Genomic DNA, 22548 nt, shown 5'->3' with positions numbered 1-22548 from the left:
CCGTTCTGGTCCTCTCGAGCATCGTATTGCTTTATGCGTTTTTCTGACTTGGACAACGGACGCCGATCGCTGCCGCCTGGAACGTCGAGGTTCGATGGCGTGGCTCGATAACGATCATCCGATGAAGCTGTCTGCACATGCTCCCAGTGCGCTCACGCTGGCGGTCATCTACCTGCTGATCAGCCTGGCGGCCTTGGGGCGTCCTTACATCCCCATCGACGAGACCCGCTATATCAGCGTCGCCTGGGAGATGTGGCAACAGCATCAGTTCCTCGTGCCGCACATGAACGGCACACCCTATTCGGACAAACCCCCACTGCTGTTCTGGCTGATTCATCTTGGTTGGACACTCTTCGGCGTCAATGACGCCTGGCCGAAGCTGATCTCGCCGCTGGCCGCACTGTTGGCACAGCTCCATCTTTTCCGCATCGCCCGCCGCCTTGGTGGTTCAGAGTATGCCTGGCAGGCAAGCCTGGTACTGGCGGCGATGCTGCTGTGGATCACCTTCAGTGGCGTCCTGATGTTCGATGTCCTGCTCACCGCCTGCGTGCTCGGCGCGATCGCGCCACTGGTCTCGAGCGATTCGCTTCCTGCACGAAACCAGTGGCTCAGGGCCGGTGTGTGGCTGGGTTTAGCGCTGCTCGCCAAGGGGCCCACGGCACTGGTGGCCTGGGGCGTGATCTTGCTGAGCACGCCCTACTGGCGTGGCCAGGTGTCTCTTGCCTGGTGGCGAGGCGCGTGCCTGGCGCTGGGACTGGCGCTGCTGATGCTGCTGGTCTGGGCCTTGCCGGCGGCCTGGCTGGGCGGCGAGGCCTTCGCACGGCAGTTGCTGTGGGGCCAGACCGCCGATCGGCTGGTCCAGGCCATGGACCATGCGCGGCCCTGGTACTGGTATCTTGTGTGGCTGCCGGTGCTGCTTTTTCCCATCTGGACATGGCCACCGCTCTGGCCACGCTGCGGGCCCAACGAGCGACGGCATCGCCTCGTCTGGTGCTGGGCACTGGGCACGCTGGGAGTCTTCATGCTGGTCAGCGGTAAACAGCTGCACTACCTGATGCCGCTGCTGCCGGCCCTGGCGCTCCTCGGCGCCCGCGGGCTGAACGCGGGTGACGCGCCACCTCCGCGTCTCTGGGGGTTCGCAATGGGCTGGGGGCTGCTGGCCATGGCCGGTTTGCTGCTCGGTATCGCGGGCAGACCGCCGCTGCGCGACGGCATTGATCCGGTCGGCGCGCTGCTGTTGCTCACCCTGGCCATCGGCAGTCTCTACCTGCGGCTGCGCTCAACGATGGCGATGCTGCGCGCTCTGGTGCTGTTCAATGTATTGGCCTGGGTCGTGACCGTGCATGTCATGCTGGGTCCCTTGTGGAACGCTTATGACGTCAGCGCACCGGCGCGCGTCATCGCTGACTGGCAGGGCGCGGGCAGGGCCGTGGCCATTGACATGGACTATCAGGCCACCTTCGGCTTTGCCGGACGCCTGACGGCCCCCTTGCAGGAGATCGACGAGGAGAATATCCCGGTCTGGAGCGAGCACCATCCGGAGGGTCTTATCGTCACCACGGCGAGAAAGGCCTCGGTCATCCCCGTCGATGCTCAGGCGTTTCGTTATCGGGGGCGCTGGTTGATACTGCGCGAGGCCCGTCGCTATCTGGATGCTTCACCGGCCGCCGGGACAGAGGAACCAGACGGTGCCGTGACCGTTCCTCCTTGAAAGCGATAGCCCAGCAGCCGCATGGCGTTCAGGGTCACCAGCACGGTGGCGCCGGTATCCGCCATCACCGCGATCCACATGCCGGTGATGCCCAGCGCCGTGGTCACCAGGAAGATGGCCTTCAGGCCCAATGCTAGAGCGACGTTGGTCTTGACGTTACGCAGGGTTGCCCGGGACAGGTCGATCAGCTCGGCAATGCCGGTGACGCGGTTCTTGAGCAGGGCCGCATCCGCGGTTTCAAGCGCCACATCGGTACCACCGCCCATGGCGATACCCACCTCCGCCGCGGCCAGTGCCGGGGCGTCGTTGATACCGTCACCCACCTTGCCGACCGGCCCGCGCCCCGCCGCTTGCCACTCGCGGATTCGCTGGGCCTTGTCCTCGGGCATCAGCTCGCCATGAGCCTCGATTCCCAGGGTGCCACCGATGGCCGCAGCGGTACGCGCATTGTCGCCGCTGAGCATCACCGCCTGCACACCGAGGCGCGACAGGGCCAAGAGCCCTTCATGGGCATCGTCGCGAGGCTCGTCGCGCACGGCGATGAAGCCCAGCGGATTCTCGCCCTCGACCAGGACGGCGAGGCTCTTGCCCGCCTGCTCCAGCGCCGCGATACGCTGCAATCGTTCATCGGGCAACGTCGACAGTACCTGCAGGTGGCGAGGCGTGATCAAGCTCAGGTCGCGCCCCTCGACTCGCCCGGTGACCCCACGTCCGGCCAGGGCGCGCCCTTCACCCACCTCGGCGGATGAAAGCCCAAGCTGCTCGGCGCGCGCCAGGATCGCCGTGGCGATGGGATGGCTGGAGCCACGCTCCAGACTCGCCGCGAGCCTCAGGATGTCGTTCTCATCCTGTTCGCGCGTCCAGCTTTCCACGTCGGTGACCCTGGGGGTACCGGCGGTAAGCGTGCCGGTCTTGTCCAGCGCCACCAGGCGCAGCTTGCCCAGCTGCTCGAGCACGGCGCCCCCCTTGATCAGCAGCCCATGGCGTGCGCCCGTCGAGAGGCCCGCAGCGATTGCCGCGGGTGTCGAGATCACCAGGGCACAGGGGCAGGCGATCAGCAGCAGGGCCAAGGCACGGTAAACCGATTCCGACCAGGCCATGGTCGAGACCAGCGGCGGCACCACCGCCATCAACAGGGCCAGGCCTATGACCGCCGGCATATAGTAATAAGCGAAGCGGTCGATGAAGCGGGCCACCGGCGCCTTGGCGGCCTGGGCTTCCTCCACCAGGCGGATGACCCGGGCGATGGTGTTGTCCTCGGCGCCCCGGGTGACCTCCACCTCCAGGGCGGCGTCGAGGTTCACCGTACCGGCGAAGATATCATCGCCGGGAGCACGCGATCGCGGCACGGATTCGCCGTTCACCGGTGACTCATCCAGGTCGGACTGTCCGGCCAGGATGCGGCCATCGCAGGGCACGCGATCCCCGGGGCGTATCAGTACACGTTGACCAATCTGCAGCGAGGCCGCCGACACCTCGCGAACCTCGCCATTCTCCATCAATCTCGCGGTCGACGGGGTCAGGTCTGACAGGGCCGAGATACTGCGCCGCGCCCGAGACGCAGCCATGCCCTCCAGCAACTCGCCCACGGCGAACAGAAACACCACCACCGCCGCCTCGGCGGCAGCATTGATGGCCAGGGCGCCCAAGGCGGCGATGCTCATCAGCATCTCGATGGTGAAGGGATTGCGCATCTTCAACGAGCCCCAGGCGCTCTGTGCGATGGGCACCAGCCCCGCCAGGGTGGCCGCCACGAAGGGCCAGTTACCCAGGGTCGGCCAGACAAGGCGAAGAACAAAGGCCAGAGCCAGCAGCCCTCCAGTGACGAGCACCAGGCGCCCCTTTGCGGACCGCCACCAGGGTGCCGGGGAGGACTCCGCCTCATCTCCTTCCTCATCGGCGGCAATCTGGTAGCCAAGCTCGTTAAGGGTCCGTTCGATCACCTCATGAGAAGGCGTTGTATTCTGTTGAGGGTGGATCTTCACTGACCCGGTGACCGAGCTGGCCGACACCGCCTCGATGCCCTTCAGTCGGCCCAGTGCTGCCTCTACCTTGCGCTCGCAGCCGCCACAGTCCATGCCCTCGATTCGCAGGATCAGAACAGAGGAGGCGTGGTGATGCGTTGACTCACTCATGGCATCGCTCCCAAGCTTGAGCTATCGTGCCGTTGATCCTAATCCCTGTAGCAACTATAGGTTCAAGCCATGTCTGATGATGCGACACGCCAAGCCACGACTAGCCCTCCGATCGGCATTGGTGAATTGGCGCGACACTCTGGCTGCAAGCCCGAGACGGTACGCTATTACGAGCGTATCGGGCTGTTACCCGATGCGACGCGCAGCGAGGGAGGTCAGCGACGTTATGACGAGCGGACTGTCCGGCGGCTGACGTTCATCCGCCATGCCCGAGATTTCGGCTTCTCCATAGAGGCCGTTCGTGAGCTACTGGAGATGGCGGATCACCCGGAGATGCCCTGTGACGAGGTCGACGCCGTCGCCAAGCGCCACCTGGCAGAGGTGGAGGCTCGATTGCAGCGACTTGCAGCACTGCGTGATGAGCTAAAGCGCATGGTAAGCCAATGTGCTGGGGGCAGGGTCGAAAGCTGTCGCATCATCGAGATGCTCAGCGATCATCGCCTCTGTCACCAACGAGGAGAGCATGGGGGGAGCAGCGCGCTAAGGTAGTCTTCCATGATTCGCCAAGCCGAAAGTACCCCTGCCGTGGGATCTGGCCGCTAGTGCTTGCTCACGGCAACAGTGCGAGCCGGCTATCTACAAATACCGCGCGATTTGCTTGAACTCGTCTAGCGAAGCCGCTTCTCCCTCGGCAATGACTTCTACCCTGTGCTCCAGGCAATGATCCAGATGATCGTGGATCAGGGTTCGCTTGGCCTGACACACCGCCTTTTCGACGGCGTACAACTGTTGCGCGATGTCCACGCAGGGGCGTGCTTCCTCGATCATGGTGATCACGCGGCGCAGATGGCCATCGGCCCGCTTGAGCCGCTTGATAATCTCATCATGGCTTTGATGTCGCTGGAGGGCTTCCTGCATATTGTTGTGACTGCCGTTCGTCTAGGATAGGATCCTTATCCTATCCCCCTGGTAAGGATAGATCAAAATAGCGTTTTATAATGAATACTTACTATTACCATTCATAACCAGGATGGCCATGAAACTCTTTCGAAGCCGGCGCTAACAACTATCAATCCGGAGCATTACAGAATGCATCATCATCGACTCGAAGAATGGCAGCATGACCATACCTTCGGCCAAGACCAAAAACGCTCCGGTGAAACACGCACCCTTATCGTCGTTGGCCTGACGCTCGTCATGATGGTTTGGGAGATTCTGGCCGGCATCCTCTACGGCTCGATGGCCCTCCTGGCCGATGGCCTGCACATGGGCTCTCATGCGGTCGCCCTGGGCATCGCGGTTTTCGCCTATGCGTACGCACGTAAAAACGCTGGAAACGTGCAGTTCTCATTCGGTACCGGCAAGGTCAACGCGCTGGGCGGATTTGCCGGCGCCATCTTGCTGGCCGGTTTCGCGCTGTACATGGTGCTCGAAAGTATTGATCGCTTTATCCACCCGGTCGCGATTTCCTTCGATGGGGCCATCGTCGTCGCCATCATCGGCCTGATCGTCAACGGCGTATCGGCCTGGATACTCGGCGGAGAGGATCACGGCCATGGTCATAATCATGGTCACGATGCCCATGACCATCATCACAGGCATCATGATCATAACCGGCGAGCCGCCTACTTCCACGTACTCGCCGATGCCCTGACCTCAGTATTGGCGATCGCTGCCTTGCTGGCCGGAAAGTATGCAGGTTGGAACTGGATGGACCCGATCATGGGTATCGTTGGCGCGGTACTCATCACCCGCTGGTCATGGCATCTGTTGAAGGACACCTCCCGCGTGCTGCTCGATCAGCAGCGCAGTGATTTGGAGGAAGACGTCAGACACGCTATCGAGAATGGCGATGCGCGAATCAGCGACCTGCACCTCTGGTCGATTGGGCCCAATATTCATGCCGCCATCGTCTCGGTCGTATCGCATGACCCGGAAACGCCTGGTGTCTACAAGCGGCGCATCCAGGCTCGATGCCCATCATTGGTGCACGTGACCATCGAGACACAGCACTGCATCGACGCCCCGGAGACCGACACCGAAGTAAGATTAGCTAGCTGAGCGTGAACGCGCCGCGATAATTGGCTCCAGCATGGGCGAGGGACTGCTCGTGTGAGTCAGCCTGGGGCCAGCCTACCCTGCCAGCCGTATCGCCTCCATCAACCCCAGGCCGCCCTCCACGCCTAGGCTCGCCGCGAGTAGCAATACCGCGCTGAACAACAGCGCCAGCCAGGACCAGCGGCCGAGAACGTGCACCTCGCCCTCCAAGGGCTTGAACATGGTCACCGCGATCACCCGCAGGTAATAGAACAGCGACAGCACGGTGTTGATGGCGGCGACCACCGCCAGCCAGGCATAGCCGCCGGCGATGGTCACCTTGAACAGCAGGAACTTGCCGAAGAAGCCCACCAGCGGCGGGATGCCCACCAGCGACAGCAGCGCCAGGATGAGTACCGCCGTGACGACGGGCTGGGTACGGCCCAGCCCATGGTAATCCGCCAGCGCCGTGCGGCCACGCAGATGGGTCACCACCGCAAAAGCAGCGAGATTGGCCAGCGCATAGGCAGCAAGAAACACCAGCAGCGCCGGTAACGCCTGGGGCTCGGCACCGATTACCACCACCGCCATCAGCGCATAGCCGGATTGCGAAACCGAGGACCAGCCGAGCAGGCGCCGTACATCGGTCTGTTGCAAAGCCGCCAAGTTGCCCAGGGTCATGGTCACCACGGCGATCAGGGCGACGATGATCGGCCAGAGCTGCGACTCGGGCAGCAGCGAGACAAATCGCGCCAGGGCCACCGCGGCACCGATCTTGGGCGCCACGGTGAGCAGGGCGGCGACCGGCGCCGGAGCGCCCTGGGCAACATCCGGCATCCAGGCATGGCCGGGAAACGCCGCCAGCTTGAAGGTCAGCCCGAGCACGATACAGGCCACCGCCACGCTCAATGCCAGCGGCGCCGCATCGGGCGCGGCGCTCAACACGGCGGCCGTGCGTGCGTAATCGGTATCGCCCACCAGGCCGAACAACAGCACCACACCGACCACCAGCAGCGAGTTGGTCAACGCGCCGATCAGGAAGTACTTCATGCCCGCTTCCAGCGCCGGGGCGAAGCCACGGTGGTAGGCGACCAAGGGGTAGCTGGCCGTGGAAGAGAGCAGGATGCCCACCACCAGCTCCATGCTGTCGTTGGCCGAGGCCATCATGATCACGCCGAGCAGCGTGAACAGGCACAGGGCGTAGTACTCGCCATGGCGGCGGTCGCTGCGCATCCAGTCCGGCGACAGTGCCACGGCGATCGCTCCGCTCAGCAGCACCAGCAGCTTGGTGACGACGGCAGCCGTATCCAGTGCCCAGACCCCGGAAAAGGTCAGGGCCGGGGGCTCGCGCCATTGCAGCAGGCCGACCCCCGCCGCAAGCGCCAGGGCGACCAGCGCCAGGCTGGCGGCCCAGGCCTGGCGCCGGTGAGGCGCGAAGGAGGCAAACAGCACGATCAACACCGCGCCGACCAGCAGGATGATCTCGGGCAGCAGGTCACCGATGGGCATCAGCGCACTCCCACCAGCAACGCGGAAGACGCCTCGATCAGGGTCAGCAGGAACCGCGGCGCGACACCGATGACCAGGATGCCCAGGGAGAGCACGCCCAGCACGCCCCACTCGGCCCGTTTCAGTTCGCTAAATCCGCCCAGATGCGACGGCAGCCGACCGAAGAACAGCCGGCGCAGCATATCCAGGAACAGTGCCGCAGTGATCAGGATGCCCAGCACCCCCAGCACCGCTAGCCAGGGGTAAATGGCGAAGGTACCGGCGAACACCTGGAACTCGGCGACGAAGCCGGCCAGCCCCGGCATGCCGAGACTCGCGAAGGCGGCCAGCACCGTGAAACCGGTCAGCAAGGGCGCCCGATGGGCCAGGCCGCCGTAGTGATCCAGCTCGTAGTCGCCGGTACGCTGCCAGAAGGAGCCGCAGATCAGGAAAAGCGCCCCGGTGATCAGACCGTGGGCGACCATCTCCACCGTCGCCCCGGTCAGCGCCAGTTGGCGCGCGGCCTGGTTATCGGCAAAGAATGCCGCCGCCACGGCGATGCCCAGTACCGTATAGCCCATGTGGTTGATCGAGGTGTAGGCGATGCGGCGTTTGAGGTTGCTCTGCCCCAGCGCCACCAGGGCGCCGTAGAGGATGGCCACCAGCGCGACGATGGCGACGGTCAGCGAATACTCGGCGAAGGTCTCCTGCATCATCGCGAACGGCAGACGAATCATGCCGTAGGTGCCCATCTTGAGCAGCACCCCGGCGAGGATCGCCGAGGCCGGGCCCGGGGCATCGACGTGGGCCTGGGGCAGCCAGGTATGCAGCGGCACCAGCGGCGTCTTGATGGCAAAGCCCAGCATCAGCGCCAGGAACACCAACCCGGCGTAGAGGCCGGTACCGGCCAGGGGCTGGCGTTCGATCAGCACGCGCATATCGAAGCCGTGCGGCTCGATCGACAGATACAGGCCGATGATCGCCAGCAGCAGCAGCAGCGAACCGGCGAAGGTATAGAGGAAGAACTTGAGCGCCGAGACCTGGGGCGTGCCGTGCCCCCAGCGGCCGATGAGAAAGAACATCCCCACCAGGGTCAGGTCGAAGAACACGTAGAACAGCAGCAGATCCAGCGCCAGGAACACCCCCAGGGAGACCGCCTGCAGGAACAGCAGCCAAGCGTAGTACTGGCGTGGCTGGCCGAGAGTATCCACCGGATAGACGATGGCCGCGACGAACAGCAGCGCGCTCATGGTCGCTACCGCCAGGGCGATGCCGTCGACACCGACCCGATAGGCCACCCCGATGCTGGGTACCCATTGCAACTCGTCGATATGCTGGAAAAGCGGCCCCGCCGGATCGAAGCCGAGCCAGGCGACCACCAGCGCCAGCAGCGACAGCACGGCCATCACCGCCGACCATTGCCGCGCCCGCGCCTCGCTCCAGCGGGGGAAAGCGGCAAGCGCGACGGCACCCAGCAGGGGGACGATCCAGGCGACGGTGAGAATCACAGCAAGGCTCCTATCAACAGGATGGCGAAAATGACGACGAGGCCCAGGCTGATGCCGGCGTAGTAATGGTGGGTCTGGCCGCTCTGGGCCTGGCGTGCCCAGTGGCCGCCCCATTCACTCAGGCGGGTCATCACACCGGGCACGCCCTCGGCAAAGGCCTCGCCCTCTCGGGCATGGCGTCGCGCCAGCCACTGGCCGAAGCGCGCCGTGCCGCGCAGCCCGGCATCCACGACCCGGTCATCGAAACGGGCAAGAACGCGACCCAGCAGCAGGGCACCCATCGCGCTCCCCTGAATCACCCATGGCAAGCCGAACCAGGTGGCTGCCCAGGATTGCCAGGCACTCGAGCGGTGCCGACGGCGCGTCATGACGAATCCCACGGCGATGCCCAACACCACCAGCACGAGCGAAACGATCAACTCCCAGGGCTTGCCCTTCGGCAATCGCTGGGGCCATGCTTCGACAAGCCAGACCTGCACCTCGGGCCACCAGACGAGGGAGAGCAACAGCGTCACCCCGGCCAGCGCCACCAGCGCCCCGCTTTCGGCCCGGGACGGTCGAGGACCATGCGGCAGTTCCGAACGCTCCCGACGCAACGGACGACCGTAGGCCAGCAACTGAAAGCGTGTGGCATACAATGCGCTCAAGCCTCCGGCGAGGGCCACGAGCAGCGCCAGCCAGACGGCCTGCTGACCCGCCGCCGCCGCGATCTGCTCCTTGCTCCAGGCCGCCCCCAAGGGAATCATGCCTGCCAGGGCCAGACTCGGCACGGCGGTAACCAATGCGATACCCGGCAACCGTCGCCCCTGGCGCATGGCGTGCAGGTTGTAACTGCCGGCCTGGCGCTCGACGAGCCCCGCCGCCAGGAACAAGCCGGCCTTCAAGAAGGCATGGGCGACGAAATGCAGCAGGGCCACGCCGGGAAAACCTGCCCCCACCGCGACCCACATCAAGCCGTACTGGGCCGAGGTGGAGGCCGCCAATAGCTTCTTGGCGTGATTCTGGAACATCCCCACCACGCCCCCGACCAGGGCGGTGGCCAGTCCGAGGCCGATGACCAGCGGCGCGAACCAGGCGACGGCGGAAAGCGTCGGTTGCAGACGCGCCAGCAGATAGATGCCTGCCGCCACCAGGGTCGCCGAATGCAGCAGCGCCGACACCGGCACCGGGCCGGCCATGGCGGCGAACAGCCAGGAGGAGAATGGCAGTTGCGCCGACTTGGCCGCCGCCGCCAGCAGGATACCGGCCACCGCCACGCTCAACAGGCCGCCGTCCAGGGCCGCCAGGTCGGCGTAGCCGAAACCGCCGCTGCCGGCGAACACCGCCGCCGCGGCGATATACAGCCCCAGATCGCCGAAGCGGGTGACCAGGAAGGCCTGGGCCGCCTCCTTGGGCACCTCCTTTTGTCCCCACTTGTGAGAAATCAGCGCCCAGGAGCAGGCGCCGACCAGTTCCCAGGCGATCAGCAGCGTCAAGAAATCATCGGCGAGTACCAGCAGCTGCATGGCACCGACGAAGCCCAGCAGCAGCCCGACCAGGCGCGCGCCCTGGCGGCTGCCGCGACGATAGCCGGTGCGTTGGGCCACCTCGTGATACCCGGCATAGACGACGATGGGCAGTGCAATCAGCGGTATCGTCAAGGCGAAGACACGACTGGCGGTGGAGAGCGCCAGCGTCAGCCGCAGCGCCTCGCTCCAGGCAACGCTGCCCTGCCAGTCATTCGTCACCGCCAGACCGGCCAGCGCAAGCGTCATCAGCAGGACAAGCGCTGCCGCAAGCGTCAGCCCACCACGACCCAGATGTCGGCCGCCCAGATAGAGCAGGGTCGCGCCCAGCAATGGAAACAGCGCAAGCGTCCACAGCATCAGTGCTTCAACCCCGTGATCCCTTCGGTCACGTCGGCCTGCTTGGTGCGGAACACCGCCACCACCAGGGCAAAGCCCATGGCCATCTCGATGGCCATCACCGCCATGACCACGATGGTCAGCAGTTGGCCTTCCGGCGCACCGGCGCCGCTCAGGGCCCAGAAGGCCACGGCGGCCAGCATGACGCCGTTCAAGATCAGCTCGAGGCCCATCATCAGCATCACGAAGGATTGCTGAGAGAGCGCGCCGTAGAAGCCGATGCCGATCAGCGCGGCGGCGAGTAATAAGAGAGTTACCAGCGTCATTCTTGCCTCCTTGCGTTAAGCCGAGTGGTCTCGCGGGTAGGCCGTCGCGAAGGCGCTGTGAACCTCTCCCTGGGCGCTACTTTTGCCATCTGACCGCCATGGATGGCGGAAATGCCGGAATTGCATGGAGCCTTTTCCGGCCATGGCAAAAGACCTTCGCTGTGGCCTACCCCCGAGCCAGTCTTTATCCATCTCTAAGGATTTATAACGAGCGCCTAGTGGCAATGGTGATGACCACCGCCCTCATCCTCTTCTTCCGGCATGCCCGCCGGATCGCCGCCCGGCTCGAGTCCCGGTGGCATCGAGCCCTCCTCGGCGGCACCATAACGCCCGCGATGGCTCGACAGCACCACCACGCCGATCATGGTGGTCAGCAGCACGATACCCGCGGACTCGAAGATCAGCATCGAATCGCCAAGCAACTCATTACCCAGGGATTTGACCGGGTCGAGATCCCCCGGCAAGGGACTATCGGGAAACTCGGCCAGCAGCGCCACGGCGGCGAGCACCACGAAGATCGCCGCCCCGGCGGCGATGGAAAACTTGTGCTGGTGCACCATCATCATCGGATTGAGCCCCGCCGGGTTCATCATGAACATGACCATGAAGATCGCCATGACCATCATCTCCACGGCCATCATGAAGAACATCGCCACCCCCAGGTATTCCGCCGCCAGCAGGATCATGATCACGCCCACGGCGATGAAGGACACCAGCAGGAAGAAGGAGGCACGCACCATGGAATCGGTTGCGAACACGCGCCAACCGGAGACCACCGCCAGAGCGGCGAGCAGCAGAAAGAAGATATCGACGATAAGCGGATAATCCATTAAAGAAGAGCCTCCACGCCTGCCCAGATCAGATCGACGAAAGATAGCGGCAACAGCACCACCCACATCAGGGTGACGCAGCGCTCCGGCTGTACGTGGGGCACCAGCCGACCGATCAGCAACAGCACGGCGAGCACCGCCAGCATCTTGAGCAGCATCCACACAGGGCCCGGCAACCAGGGCCCCAGCCAGCCGCCGAGAAAGGCGCTCGCCGCCGCGCCGCTGAAGGCCACCAGCATCGCCGCCCGAGCCAGGTTCCACACCAGCCGTGGCGGGCCGGACACCGCCGACGCCGTGCCCCCGGCCAGATCCCGGGAGTCTGCCAGGTTGAACGGTCCCCAGAAGGTCATGCCCAGGCCGACGATCAAAAACAGCGGCAGCCCCAGGGGCTGGCGAATCACATTCCAGAGCCCCTCCTGGGAGGCCACCACCTGGGAAAATTGCAGCGACTCGGCAGGCAACGCCACGCCGATCAGCACGAACATGCTGATCAGGATGTAGGAAAGCCCCAGGGCCACGTAGCGATAGGCACCGATCAGTGCCAGCAAGGTATTCGCGGACCAACCATGCAGGAAGATCACCACCGTGGCCAGGGCCTCGACGCTGCCCCACAGCACCACGCTGGTCGTCAGATCGGTGGGAATCAGCGTCGGCGAGAAGGGCACCACCGCCAGCCCGGTCGCGGCCAGGGCCAGATAGAGTGCCGGGGCCAGTCGCCAGGCCCGCCAGTCCGGCGCCTCGGTGGCGTTGGTCTGCTGTGTGAGCAGCCAGGCGCCCTGGGTCAGCGGCGCTATCCAGACGCTGCTGGCTCGCGGCATGCCCAACGTACCAGCGATCGCCTCGTCGATCACCGCCACCAGATAGGCGCCGACCACGAGGACGACCATTACCAGAGCGACCGGTAGAATGAGCTCGTTGAAAATCATCCCCGACGCTCCTCGGAAGATTCAGGCTCGTCGCCCGGTGCCTCCTGCGGCCATTCCGAGACCGCCGCCAGATCCAGGCTCGCGAGGGTACTCAGCGCCTCGTCCCACTCCAGACCGGGCAACAGGTCATCGAGCACACCACTGGCATCCTCGGGTCGGTATTCGCCCCAGGGACCGCGCGGCGTCTCGATGGCGTCGGTCGTCTCACTGTACAGCTCCTCCTGCTCGGCCTGGCGCGCCAACTGCAGGGACTGCTCGATTTCCGCCAGGGTCTGGCGCCAGCGGGCATTGGTATCGCCGTCGCTCTGAACGACCGGCGCGAACTTCAATCGACCATAGGCGGCGTCCCGACTGCGCAGATCCTCCTCGAGTCCTGCGGCCCTGGCCGCAATGCCCCCCACCCGGCGAGCCTGATTCTCGTCGAGTCGTCCTCGCCCAGTGGTCGTCAGATGAAAGAAGCCGCAGCGTGCCAGGCGGCGGCGCAGCCCCTCCAACCGGCTGTCGGGGCTCACTCCCTTGGCCAGGCGCAGGCTTTCCAGTGCCAGACGGTCGAGGCCGGCCAGGCGCAGGGCGAACGCCAGGCGATGTAGATGATAACGCGCCCGGGCCAGCTCGAGTTTCGCGATGGGCGCCGGACGCTGCCGGGCTTCCAGGAACACCCTCTCGAGGGCCATGGGATATGGGGATTGCTGGGTGACCCAGCTTTGAATGAGATCGCCCTGCAGGGTCACCTTCGCGCCCAATCCGGGGGGCAGCATGGGCAGGAAGGGACCAAGGGTAAACGTCAATGAATCGAGGGTGAGCCCGTCGCGGATATCGTCGTGCATGTTCATGGCCATGGGCCGGCCGTAGGGTACGCCGCCCATCATGCCTTCGCCGCCATGGCCATCGTCGCCTAGCCCTTCCCAGGGGTTGGGGGGCTCATCCGGCAATAGACGCGGCGAACTACCGCGCTTTCCATTCATCAGTTCGCGGTGGATTCTCATCAGCGCCCCAGGCAAGGCCTCGGGATCGTCGAGTCGCGTGGCACCGGCAAGCTCATCCAGAGGTTCGCTGCGGTACCACAGGGTGGCAAAGGGGCCAGGCAACTGGTCGTGCACCCGACGCAGCGCCTCATGCTGATCCGGTGGCACCCCCCCGGCGATCAGCAGGATGCTGGCATGGCGTGGGGAATCCACCAGCGTGATGCCCGGTGTCAGGGCCAGGCGGTGCAGCGCAGGCTCGCCCTGCATGCCCCGTACCGGAAATACCGGTACGGTGGCTTGTGCCGCCAAACGTTGCAGCCAACTCACTGCCACTTGAACACCCCCTCGCGCCAACCGTAGACGATACCCACGGAGAGGATGGCCAAGAACATGCCCATCTCCATCACCGCCTTCAGGCCCTGCTCGACGTAGACCACCGCCCAGGGGTACATGAACATCATCTCCATCTCGAAGGCGATGAGCAGCAGCGTCATGGGGTAGTAGCGGACATGGAAGCGGCTCCAGGCGTGGGTCTCGGGCAGGCCACCGCCCAGGAAGGGCGCCCGCTGGGGATAGGTCGGCATCGGTTGATGGCGACGCGGCCACCACTGCAGCCACAACCCGCCACCCAAAGCGATCGACATGATGAAAAAGAGTGTAAGCAGCTCCATGCGAGTCCCTCGCCTTGCTGGCACGATAACGATAGCCAGTGCGTCCCTGTCTTTTTGGTACGGCAGAAAGCCGTTATATGACAGTCGCCTATAAAACTAGACCAATAAGTACGCCACGTAAACGCTAGCCCACTTTCCTGAATATAAGCTGAATGGACAGAGGCGCACCCACGATGGGTGCGCCTCTCTTGCTGCACGTTCGCACTACACGTTCACTACTGGCTCACCGCAGGGCGGCCTTGCGCCACAGGAAATACGCCGCCGGCAATACCAGCAGAGTCAGCAGCACCGCGCTTATCATTCCCCCGACCATTGGAGCGGCGATGCGGCTCATCACCTCGGAGCCGGTGCCCGAGCCATACATGATGGGTAGCAGGCCCACGATGACGGCGGCGGCGGTCATCATCACCGGGCGAACGCGCAGCCCGGCGCCATGCAGAACCGCATGACGCAGCGTCTCCGCCCGCGGCTCCACATCGTGGCTTTGACAGCGCTCCAGCATCTCGCGGTAGGCCTGATTCAGATAGACCAGCATGATGACGCCGATCTCGACGGCCACCCCGGCCAGGGCAATGAACCCGACCCCGACGGCTACCGAGAAATTGTAGCCCAGCAGGTACATCAGCAGGATGCTGCCCACCATCGCCAGCGGCAAGGTACCCATGATGATGGCCACCTCGGCCAGGCTCCTGAAGTTCATGTACAGCAATATGATGATGATGGCCAAGGTCAGGGGCACGACATAGGTCAGTTTGGCCTTGGCACGCTGCATGTACTCGTACTGGCCGGACCAGGTGACGGAGTAACCCGCAGGCAGGTCGAGCTCGTCACGCACCACGTCCTGGGCTTGCCGGACGTAACTACCGATATCCACATCCGCGATGTCGACGAACGTCCAGCCATTGAGGCGGGCGTTCTCGCTCTTGATGCCTGGCGGACCGTCCTCCACGACGACCTCCGCCACATCGCCCAGCGAAATGCGCTGGCCGTCCGGCGTGACGATCGGCAGCAAAGAGAGCTGTTCGGGGGAGCTGCGGTAATCCTGAGGATAACGCAGGTTGACCGGATAACGCTCCAGCCCCTCCACCGTTTGCGTGACGTTCATGCCGCCGATCGCCGTGGAGACCACTTGCTGCACATCGGCGATATTGAGCCCGTACCGAGCAGCCTTCTCGCGATCGATATCCGCTTTGATGTAACGACCGCCGGCGACCCGCTCCGAATACACCGACGCGGTGCCCGGCACGTCGGCGAGGATCGTCTCGAGCTGCTGACCGATGCCCTGGATGGTTTTCAGATCGGGGCCGGCCACCTTGATGCCCACCGGGGTCTTGATGCCGGTGGCCAGCATGTCGATGCGCGTCTTGATCGGCATCACCCAGGCGTTCGTCACCCCGGGGAACTTGACCAGGCTATCCAGTTCCTGCTTGAGCTTCTCGGTGGTCATGCCGTCGCGCCACTCGTCCCGAGGCTTGAGCTGGATGAAGGTCTCGATCATGGTGAGCGGCGCCGGGTCCGTGGCGGTTTCGGCGCGCCCGATCTTGCCGAATACCGTCTTCACCTCCGGGACGGTATAGATCAGCTTGTCCGTCTGCTGCAGCAGCTCGCGGGCCTTGCCGATGGAGATGCCCGGGTAGGTGGTGGGCATATACATCAGGTCACCCTCATCCAAGGGTGGGATGAACTCGCTGCCGATCTGCGTCGCCGGCCAGAGCCCGACCACGGTGACTAGCACCGCCCCCAGCAGGGTCGACTTCGGGAAGCGCAGGACCCTGCGCAATACCGGCATGTACAGGGCGATGAGCAGCCGGTTGATCGGATTCTTGTGTTCCGGCAGCACCTTGCCGCGGATGAAATAGCCCATCAGCACCGGCACCAGGGTCACGGCCAATGCCGCAGAGGCCGCCATGGCATAGGTCTTGGTAAAGGCCAGCGGCGAGAACATGCGGCCTTCCTGGGCCTCCAGGGTGAACACCGGCACGAAGCTGACGGTGATAATCAGCAAGCTGAAGAACAGCGCCGGGCCCACTTCGCTGGCGGAGTCCGCGACGACCTTCCAGCGGTTCTCCCGGGTCAGCGGCTTTCGCTCCATGTGCTTGTGCATGTTCTCGATCATGACGATGGCGCCATCGATCATGGCGCCGATGGCAATGGCGATGCCGCCGAGGGACATGATGTTGGCGTTGATGCCTTGCAGGTGCATGACGATGAAGGCGGCCAGGATGCCCACGGGCAGGCTGACGATGGCCACCAGGGAAGAGCGGACATGGAAAAGGAAGACCATGCACACCAGGGCGACGACGACGAACTCTTCCAGCAACTTGTACCCGAGATTCTTCACCGCGCTGTCGATCAGGCCGGAGCGGTCGTAGACCGGGACGATCTCGACGCCCTCGGGCAGGCCTTGCTTGAGCTCCTCGAGCTTGGCCTTGACACCCTCGATGGTCGTTTGCGCATTCTCGCCGAAACGCATGACCACAATGCCACCGACGGTTTCACCCTCGCCGTTGAGCTCCGCCAGGCCGCGACGCATCTGGGGCCCCAGGCTGATGTCAGCCACGTCCTTCAACAGCAGCGGCGTGCCGTTGGCGTCCAGCCCCAAGGGGATGCTGGCAAGATCCTCGACGCTCTGGATATAGCCGGTGGCGCGAATCATGTACTCGGCCTCGGCCATTTCCACCACCGAGGCGCCGACTTCCTGATTGCCCCGCTCGATCGCCACCTGGATTTTCGACAGCGGAATGTCGAAGGCCCGTAGCTTTTCCGGGTCGACCTGCACCTGGTATTGCTTGACCATGCCGCCGATGGCCGCGACTTCGGATACCCCCGGTACGGTTTGCAGCTCGAACTTGAGGAACCAGTCCTGAAGGCTGCGCAGCTGGCTGATGTCATGCTCGCCGGTCCTGTCCACCAGGGCGTAGAGATAGACCCAGCCCACGCCGGTGGCGTCCGGGCCGAGTTGCGGCCGGGCGTTGGAAGGCAGCGTCGGCGCCACCTGACTCAGATATTCCAGGACACGGCTGCGCGCCCAGTAGGGATCGGTCTCTTCGTCGAAGATCACATAGACGTAGGAGTCACCGAAGAACGAGTAGCCACGTACCGTCACCGCGCCTGGCACCGACAGCATCGCAGTGGTCAGCGGGTAGGTGACCTGGTCCTCCACCACCTGGGGCGCTTGGCCGGGATAGCTCGTCTTGACGATCACCTGGACATCGGACAGATCGGGTAGCGCATCGACCGGCGTGTTCTTCAATGAGTACAACCCGCCGCCGACCACCAGGAAGGTGGCCAGCAACACGAAGAAGCGGTTGCTGACGGACCAGCGAATAATGGAGGCAATCATGTCAATGTTTCCTTATTCGCTGTCGCTTTCCATGGAGTGATCCATTCCCGCATGCTCGTCCTGAGCCATTTCCTGGTTCTGAGCGGGGTCGTCTTCCATGACATGATTCATGCCCGCGTGGTCGCCTTGGTCCATTTCCTGGGACGAACCGCTGCCGCTTTGGTCATGATTCATGCGCATGAAATCCGATGTCTTGCTGGATTCGGAATCGAGCAGGAACTGCGCGGAGGTGACGATGCGCTCCCCCACCGCCAATCCATCGAGAATCTCGACGACATCCTCGCCGATACGACCGACCTTCACCTCGATCGACTTGAACTTGCCATCCCCGAGGGCCAAGACGACCCGGTTCTGCTCGCCGGTACGGATAAGCGCCTCACGGGGGATCTGCTGGGCGGTGTTATCGCTACGACTATGAATCGTCAGTTGCATGAACATGTTAGGCTTGAGCAGCCGGTCCTTGTTATCGAGCCGCGTTCTCACCTGGGCCGTGCGCGTCTTGCTGTTCAGTGTCGGATAGATGTAATCCACCGTGCCGTTCCAGGTCTTGCCGGGCAGATATTCCGAGGTGAGCGTGACTTCGTCCCCTTTTTCAACGAGGGCCGCCTGACGCTCGAACACTTCGCCCACCACCCAGACTTCCTCCAAGGCACCGATCGACAGCATGGTGGTACCCGGCTTGACGAAGAAGCCTTCACGCACGTTCAGGTTATCGATGACGCCATCCTGCGGGGCGAAAATGGTCACGGACTGTGTGACCCGCTTCGAGTTCTTGACCGCCCGGATAGCGGAAGCAGAAACCTGCAACGCTTCCAGCCGTTCTTCCGCGGCTTGAATCAATCGTGAATTACCTCGATTGATCGCCAGCACAAGTTCTTGCTGGGCATTCACCAGGGTGGGGGAATAGATATCGTAAAGCGGCTCGCCCTTTTTGACCGGATCGCCTTCCGACTTCACGTACAGCTTTTCTATCCAGCCTTCGACACGCGGGTGTATGTGCACCAACTGATCTTCGTCATACTGCACATACCCGATCGTCCTGATCTCCGAATCGAAAACGCCTTTATTCACATGGGCCGTGCGAACCCCCAGGTTGTTTTCGATGGCCGGCGAGATACGCACGACGCCAGCCCCGTCATCTTGCTCCGCATTTTCTTCTTCATAGACGGGAACCAGGTCCATCCCCATGGGGGATTTACCCGGCTGGTCTCGCCGGTAATTGGGATCCATCGGTGCCACCCAATAAAGGGGCTCCTGGCTATCCTGCTCCTCAGCCATTGGCTCCTTCATCAGCGTCGCATAGGCGCCATACCCCGCGACGCCAAGCGCAGCACCCACTAGCAACAGCAGCACATACAGCACGACTCTTTTCATACCGGCCTCTTGAACCAAGAAAACAATAAGCGGTTACTCAACACCTGCAAGGTAATAATTGATTGCCGCGATCAACTTCTGGCGCTCGACCGCGATATTCAGAAATTCGATCTTGGTATCAAGCTCGTCGATGTAGGATCTGACGGCCTCGGCAAAGTCGCCATCGTCGTTGTTATAGGCTTCGAGAGAGACTTCTGCTTGCTCATCCAACTGAGGAAGAAGCTGGGTAGAATAGAGGTCCATTCGCTCATTCAAACGAACGAGCTGGACCTTGCTTTTCTCGAGATTGGCCAGCATATTTCTCAGCAACAGTGATTTATCCGTCTTGGTGGACTCGGCTTTTGCAACGGCGGCAACCACTTCCTTGTCTTGCTTCTTTTCCGTAAAAATAGGCACATCGAAGGCCACCCCGGCGGTAAAAAGCCCGGCCCTATCATTTCCCATGGGATCATCGGCACGATAGCCGTATTTTGCCGTGACACTCCATTCTGGCCAGTATTTCTGATAGGCAAGATCGACACCGGTCTTGACCGCCTCGATCTTCATATCCAGTGCTTTCACGGCGGGGTGACGCACCAGCATCTGACCCGCTTCTCGCCGGGAGAGCGCTGTCGATTCCTGGGCGATTTCCGGCATGGCCAGGGTCAGCTCGGGTAGCTCACCCGCCAGGGGTTGCGCAATGGCCGCATCGCCTATCCATTCCGACAGGAGCTGCTGGGAGGCCTCCCCTTGCTGGTTGAGCGACGTCAGGCGGTCTTCCAGCCGAGTCAGCTCCAACTGCGCACGAATCACATCCTGCTGGCGCGCCTTGCCCAATGCCGTGGAGTAGTTGATCTGGGCCACATCCACCAGTTGTTCGAAAAGACCCATATCCTGCTCGATGAGCGCAATCGTCTGTTGCGACTTATAGGCCTCGAGCCATAGCTGACTCACTGTCGCCGCTACCTTTGCCTTGCGATCCTGCCGCATGAAGGGGTGCTGTTGTCCAAGCTGCTCTTTCTGCTTTTCCATCAGATCGAGACTGTTCCCGCGGGGAAACATCTGGGTGACGCCGACACTGAACTGTGTCATCGGCTCTTGATGGGTATTGAAAGTATCGGCAGGAAGATTGGCCGCGGTAAGCGAAATCATCGGGTCCGGCAGCGTTCCCGCCGCCGTCGCTTCGGCTTCCAGTGCCTCTTGAGTGTATTGGCTGCCGCTGAGCCAAGGGTCGCGAGACTGTGCCATCTGGACCGCCTGGTTCAATTCCAGCCCCGCCTCTTCGCCCCAGGCAGATGGTATTGCGGCCGTCCCCATCAACAGCGCCACTATGGATGTTCGCCAACCCTGTCTCATTCGTATTGTTCCTGATGTTACCTGATGGGATAAAATGTCGCCTATGAATCAACCCTTTATGAGTATTGGACTTAGCATATTGGCTATTACTGAAATGAAGCTGAACGCGTGGGATATTTCTTCTGGCAGGCGCCTAGAGGAGGCAGAGAGCCTCAAGCATTGGCTCCGAGGGGCATCACGGATCACGACCTCATAAAATGGCCAGCCTCTCCGAGAGATAGGCTGGCCATGGCTTTCTATGAGAACTACCGCCTGAGTCCTATGACAGCGCTCTCTAGCCGTCACTTGTCGAGACGATTGCCAACAGCGGGTTGCTCATGAAGAGGGGAATGGGCTGCGCCTCCGCGATCCGAGGAACCATTGGCTTGCTCTTTATTTAAATTGATGTATGGCTTGGTCTCGGACATTCCACCACTTTGACCTTGCATGTTATGTTCTCTGAACATATTGAGGGCATTATTTTTCTTGTTCTCATCTATCTTTTGATTGCGCCATCCATCCTGATTCAGGGCTTCATTGCTGGGCAGGTTTTGCATGATTTTATTGAGTTGCGCGGACTGCCCTGTAGTGTTTTCATAATCAACCGATGCCAGCACCACCGAAACGGACGAAAGGCTGGCGACGGCAACGATCAAGGCAACTGATTTCTTGACTACGTTCATGGTACTTCCTCTGCTTTGTGGATATGTGTCTACTATGAATGCATTACCTGAAACTAAACTGAAAACATCAAACTTTTTTGTGAATTTTATACTCAGCTTATTTTCAGGAAAGCCCTCTAACAAGAGGCCGCATCACACACGAAACAAGAAGAAAAGTACGCAGCGAGGGAGGTTTTGGTTCGATCGATATTGCAAGGCTTGTGGCAGCGATACTCACGCCAAAACCTCATCGAAATGATAGATGACACTGGCAAGCATCACCCCTTCATCTCAAAAGGGGTTTGCATCTTTTCCGACTTATTCTTTTACGGCGATCTGGTGGCCGATTCCCGCGAGCGGAACCGTTTCGAGAGTATCCAGGGTGCGCTGATCTACCACCCAGAGCTGGGGCTTCTCGCGACTTGATATCAATAGCCTTCCATCGGCCGGGTTGATGGCGAGGTGATAAGGTTCCGGAGCAAGTTCCCTCTCTCGAATCGCGCCATCGGCAAGGCTCACGGCCACCAGACGATTTTCCCCCTGACTGGTGGCGTAAAGGGTGCCAAGATCCGCCGACAGATCGATGCCATGAGGCTCCGATCCGACCGGGTATTGCGCCACCATGTCGCCAGATTCCAGTTCAAGGGCGACCGCTTGCCCCCCGGCCGCGTCGTTGGCGTATAACCGCCCGCGATCACTGTCCAGCACCATGTGCTCGGGGCTCCCGTCCAGACGCATGTTCTTGCGCACGAACCAGTTCTCGGTGTCGACCTCGCTGACCGTCCCGTTGCCGGAGTTGCTGACATAGAGGGAGCGGTCCTGCGGATGCTGAACCATGTAATTCGGCGCGGAACCCGTTGCCAGGTTTGCGACCAGTTCCCCACTGTCCAGGGAAACGACGCTGATACCGCCGCCCATGGGATGAGTCGATACGGCGTAGCGCCCATCGGCGGTCACCAGCACGTGATGAACCGGGCCTGGCACGTCGAATTGACGGACGACCTCATTGCTTGCGGTGTCAATCAGGTACAGCGTGCCTTGGGTGCTCGACGAGGAGGCTGTGTCACCACCGCCGCCATGGTGCGCCGCGTGTTCGTCCGCCGAGACACCCGCCGGCTTCGACGGCTTTTCCCCACTTGCGCTGGGAGTCAGGCTACCGGCCACCAGGAATCGACCGTCCGGCGTCAGGTCGGACCCGTGGGAGTTGACGACCCCTTGCGACTGACCGCTTACCTGATAGCTATCGGTATCGATGATGGCGATGCTATCCGCGCTGCCCAACGGGACATAGGCGCGCGATTCATCGGCCATGGCCGGCATGGCCAAGCTGGCGACAGCCAAGCCAGCCATGGCACTCAACAGTCGGGCACGTTCGAATCTCTTCATTCCAATATTACTCCCAACGATCGTTACC

Annotated in this window: 18 protein-coding genes; 3 read left to right on the top strand and 15 right to left on the bottom strand. The window is 62.4% G+C overall.

Annotation, left to right across the window (positions count from 1 at the left end; translation table 11 throughout):
* Window positions 1-121: 121 nt before the first annotated feature.
* On the top strand, window positions 122-1711 hold the full coding sequence (locus ACPF7Z_RS15245) for an ArnT family glycosyltransferase (protein ID WP_425194111.1): 1590 nt from the start codon (window positions 122-124) through the stop codon (window positions 1709-1711).
* Here the strand turns inward: ACPF7Z_RS15245 and ACPF7Z_RS15240 are convergent.
* Entirely contained in the window at window positions 1645-3846 is a 2202-nt protein-coding gene (locus ACPF7Z_RS15240) for a heavy metal translocating P-type ATPase (protein WP_425194110.1), read from the bottom strand. The genes ACPF7Z_RS15245 and ACPF7Z_RS15240 overlap by 67 nt on opposite strands.
* Before the next feature lie 69 nt (window positions 3847-3915).
* Here ACPF7Z_RS15240 and ACPF7Z_RS15235 point away from each other — a divergent pair, with 69 nt between their 5' ends.
* Complete coding sequence (locus tag ACPF7Z_RS15235; RefSeq protein ID WP_425194109.1) at window positions 3916-4395, top strand: MerR family transcriptional regulator; 480 nt, start codon at window positions 3916-3918, stop codon at window positions 4393-4395.
* A gap of 87 nt (window positions 4396-4482) precedes the next feature.
* Here ACPF7Z_RS15235 and ACPF7Z_RS15230 read toward each other — a convergent pair whose 3' ends face one another.
* A complete protein-coding gene (locus ACPF7Z_RS15230; protein WP_425194108.1) occupies window positions 4483-4764 on the bottom strand; it encodes a metal-sensing transcriptional repressor in 282 nt (93 codons plus the stop codon).
* A gap of 171 nt (window positions 4765-4935) precedes the next feature.
* On the opposite strand from ACPF7Z_RS15230, the gene dmeF reads away from it, so the two are divergent.
* The gene (gene dmeF, locus ACPF7Z_RS15225; RefSeq protein ID WP_425194107.1) at window positions 4936-5907 is read left to right on the top strand and encodes a CDF family Co(II)/Ni(II) efflux transporter DmeF; all 972 of its coding nucleotides are present in this window, start codon (window positions 4936-4938) and stop codon (window positions 5905-5907) included.
* Window positions 5908-5979: 72 nt separating this feature from the next.
* Here the strand turns inward: dmeF and ACPF7Z_RS15220 are convergent, their stop codons facing one another.
* From ACPF7Z_RS15220 to ACPF7Z_RS15160, 13 genes are all read right to left on the bottom strand, one after another.
* Window positions 5980-7392: an NADH-quinone oxidoreductase subunit N gene (locus tag ACPF7Z_RS15220; RefSeq protein ID WP_425194106.1), complete on the bottom strand. Its 1413-nt coding sequence runs from the start codon at window positions 7390-7392 to the stop codon at window positions 5980-5982.
* The gene (locus ACPF7Z_RS15215; protein ID WP_425194105.1) at window positions 7392-8879 is read right to left on the bottom strand and encodes a complex I subunit 4 family protein; all 1488 of its coding nucleotides are present in this window, start codon (window positions 8877-8879) and stop codon (window positions 7392-7394) included. Before ACPF7Z_RS15215 ends, ACPF7Z_RS15220 begins: the two co-directional genes overlap by 1 nt.
* Window positions 8876-10744 (bottom strand): NADH-quinone oxidoreductase subunit L, encoded by a 1869-nt coding sequence (locus tag ACPF7Z_RS15210; RefSeq protein WP_425194104.1) that lies wholly within the window; start codon window positions 10742-10744, stop codon window positions 8876-8878. The genes ACPF7Z_RS15215 and ACPF7Z_RS15210 overlap by 4 nt, the downstream gene beginning before the upstream one ends.
* Window positions 10744-11049 (bottom strand): NADH-quinone oxidoreductase subunit NuoK, encoded by a 306-nt coding sequence (nuoK, locus tag ACPF7Z_RS15205; RefSeq protein WP_425194103.1) that lies wholly within the window; start codon window positions 11047-11049, stop codon window positions 10744-10746. The genes ACPF7Z_RS15210 and nuoK overlap by 1 nt, the downstream gene beginning before the upstream one ends.
* Window positions 11050-11264: 215 nt before the next feature.
* Complete coding sequence (locus tag ACPF7Z_RS15200; protein WP_425194102.1) at window positions 11265-11879, bottom strand: NADH-quinone oxidoreductase subunit J; 615 nt, start codon at window positions 11877-11879, stop codon at window positions 11265-11267.
* Window positions 11879-12805 (bottom strand): NADH-quinone oxidoreductase subunit H, encoded by a 927-nt coding sequence (locus ACPF7Z_RS15195; protein ID WP_425194101.1) that lies wholly within the window; start codon window positions 12803-12805, stop codon window positions 11879-11881. The genes ACPF7Z_RS15200 and ACPF7Z_RS15195 overlap by 1 nt, the downstream gene beginning before the upstream one ends.
* Window positions 12802-14103: a hypothetical protein gene (locus ACPF7Z_RS15190; protein WP_425194100.1), complete on the bottom strand. Its 1302-nt coding sequence runs from the start codon at window positions 14101-14103 to the stop codon at window positions 12802-12804. The genes ACPF7Z_RS15195 and ACPF7Z_RS15190 overlap by 4 nt, the downstream gene beginning before the upstream one ends.
* Window positions 14094-14441 (bottom strand): NADH-quinone oxidoreductase subunit A, encoded by a 348-nt coding sequence (locus ACPF7Z_RS15185; protein ID WP_425194099.1) that lies wholly within the window; start codon window positions 14439-14441, stop codon window positions 14094-14096. Before ACPF7Z_RS15185 ends, ACPF7Z_RS15190 begins: the two co-directional genes overlap by 10 nt.
* Window positions 14442-14664: 223 nt before the next feature.
* On the bottom strand, window positions 14665-17784 hold the full coding sequence (locus ACPF7Z_RS15180) for an efflux RND transporter permease subunit (protein ID WP_425194098.1): 3120 nt from the start codon (window positions 17782-17784) through the stop codon (window positions 14665-14667).
* Between the two features lie 12 nt (window positions 17785-17796).
* Window positions 17797-19158 (bottom strand): efflux RND transporter periplasmic adaptor subunit, encoded by a 1362-nt coding sequence (locus tag ACPF7Z_RS15175; protein WP_425194097.1) that lies wholly within the window; start codon window positions 19156-19158, stop codon window positions 17797-17799.
* Window positions 19159-19191: 33 nt separating this feature from the next.
* A complete protein-coding gene (locus ACPF7Z_RS15170) occupies window positions 19192-20454 on the bottom strand; it encodes a TolC family protein (RefSeq protein ID WP_425194096.1) in 1263 nt (420 codons plus the stop codon).
* Window positions 20455-20774: 320 nt separating this feature from the next.
* Window positions 20775-21155: a hypothetical protein gene (locus tag ACPF7Z_RS15165; protein ID WP_425194095.1), complete on the bottom strand. Its 381-nt coding sequence runs from the start codon at window positions 21153-21155 to the stop codon at window positions 20775-20777.
* 297 nt (window positions 21156-21452) lie between these two features.
* Complete coding sequence (locus ACPF7Z_RS15160) at window positions 21453-22520, bottom strand: PQQ-binding-like beta-propeller repeat protein (protein WP_425194094.1); 1068 nt, start codon at window positions 22518-22520, stop codon at window positions 21453-21455.
* Between the last annotated feature and the right edge of the window lie 28 nt (window positions 22521-22548).

Origin of the sequence: Halomonas sp. GXIMD04776 (assembly GCF_049808615.1) — a bacterium.
In the GTDB taxonomy this organism is placed as follows: Bacteria; Pseudomonadota; Gammaproteobacteria; order Pseudomonadales; family Halomonadaceae; genus Modicisalibacter.
Note: the sequence above shows the minus strand (reverse complement) of the source record. Positions and strands in the feature narration are given on the sequence as shown.